This is a genomic window from Streptococcus pluranimalium, assembly GCF_047785705.1.
Classification (GTDB): Bacteria; Bacillota; Bacilli; order Lactobacillales; family Streptococcaceae; genus Streptococcus; species Streptococcus pluranimalium_A.
Window position 1 is genome coordinate 1 of record NZ_JBLOJV010000083.1, and the last position, 1,505, is coordinate 1,505.

The window sequence follows — 1,505 nt, forward strand, 5'->3', positions numbered from 1 at the left end:
CACGTTGAGACGTGTGTTTTATTGTCCCACAAAAGTGCAGACGATTTTATCAGTGTAAAAATGGAGTACGCAGACGACCGAAAAATCCAGCCAGATCGTATCACCTACAGGCTTATTCAGGAGTATATCGAAGAAAAGTACGGCTTCAAAGTTCACACTGCAAACATTGCAGAGGTCAAAAGAAACTTAGGCCTGCCGATGTACGACGCACCAAACGCAGTTGAAGAACTAAAACGCCCATATAAACCAGCACCAGAATATAAAGTAGAAGCTATTAAAGACGCATTAAGGCACTTCAAGGTCATAGATTAAAGTAAAGTACCCTTTCAGCAGATCATTACTGTTGAGAGGGTCTTACTTTTTCAGAAGCCGGCCAATGTAAGGATAGCCCTACAAGATTGCGGGTCTTTCTCTTCGAGCCATGTTTCCAGATTGCTTATAGCGATATCCTTTTGAATATGGATGCTCTCTTCAAATCGATATTCGATTGCACATGTAAGGATATCAACAGGTTCATCAAGAATCTTACCGCCAAGAACTGGGTATTCGTCAATTACAATCCAGTCAGGTGGGAGACCATCAAAGAGAGCCTGCGGATACAATTCCCTAAAGTGAATCTCAATTTCCATAGCTTCGATCTCACCTTGTTCTTTATCTGGGTAACAAGTGGCATAAGATACATCGAAGCCTCTAGTGAGCAGCATCTGAACGACATTGATGAGTTCAATATCAACAGGAATGGTCTTATCGGCGCATTTACAACAAGGCTTCGACCAAATTTCACTGTATAGCTCTAAACATCGTGGACACATCGTCATCATACAATCACTTCCTTCACCAGTTTATAGAAAGTAGTTCTTTTAAGATTAAGTGCCTGCATAGTTGCAGTTGCAGTTTGCTCGCCAGTGCGGTGATATTTACCGCCGGGTACACTGGAATAACCGAGGTTACAAGTCTATTGTTTGGAGATGCGTCAGCCGTTTGGAGGAAAAAGGATCTGAATGTACTGCCCCTACCATAAACGAGGAAACATTGCAGACAGCAGTGGTCAAGGCTATTAACGAACTTTTGGCTAACAAAGAACCCTTCCTCCAGGCGTTGCAGAAAAACATAGCTACTATACTTAATGAAGAAAATGATAATGCCACCAATGATATTGATAGCAAATTGGAAGAATTACAACAACAGCTTCTTATCCAAGCAAAATCCAAGAATGACTATGAAGATGTGGCTGATGAAATCTACCACCTTCGAGAATTGAAGCAAAATGCACTTGTTGAAAATGCAGAGCGTGAAGGAAAAAGGCAACGAATCGCTGAAATGACTGATTTCTTTAATGAACAATCCTGTGAGTTAGAGGAATATGATGAGCAGTTAGTAAGGAGGCTTATAGAAAAAGTTACGGTATTTCATGATAAGTTCGCCGTTGAATTCAAATCAGGAGTCGAGATTGATGTAGAAGGGTAATCTTTAGAAAGAGAACAGAAGAATTATATTGGATTTTT

2 protein-coding genes and 1 pseudogene are annotated in these 1,505 nt (G+C 40.6%); 2 read left to right on the plus strand and 1 reads right to left on the minus strand.

Annotation, left to right across the window (positions count from 1 at the left end):
• Positions 1-312, plus strand: a pseudogene (locus tag ACMZ6Z_RS09340) (23S rRNA (uracil-5-)-methyltransferase RumA); the annotation flags it as partial.
• Positions 313-362: 50 nt separating this feature from the next.
• On the opposite strand, the gene ACMZ6Z_RS09345 reads toward ACMZ6Z_RS09340, so the two are convergent.
• Complete coding sequence (locus ACMZ6Z_RS09345) at positions 363-821, minus strand: hypothetical protein (RefSeq protein ID WP_416132256.1); 459 nt, start codon at positions 819-821, stop codon at positions 363-365.
• A 67-nt stretch (positions 822-888) separates the two neighbouring features.
• Here ACMZ6Z_RS09345 and ACMZ6Z_RS09350 point away from each other — a divergent pair, with 67 nt between their 5' ends.
• Entirely contained in the window at positions 889-1,467 is a 579-nt protein-coding gene (locus tag ACMZ6Z_RS09350; RefSeq protein ID WP_088186203.1) for a recombinase zinc beta ribbon domain-containing protein, read from the plus strand.
• Positions 1,468-1,505 lie beyond the last annotated feature (38 nt).

Bases quoted from the DNA above. Each gene is read 5' to 3' on its own strand.
- ACMZ6Z_RS09345 (WP_416132256.1), bottom strand. From the start codon at position 821: ATGATGACGATGTGTCCACGATGTTTAGAGCTATACAGTGAAATTTGG.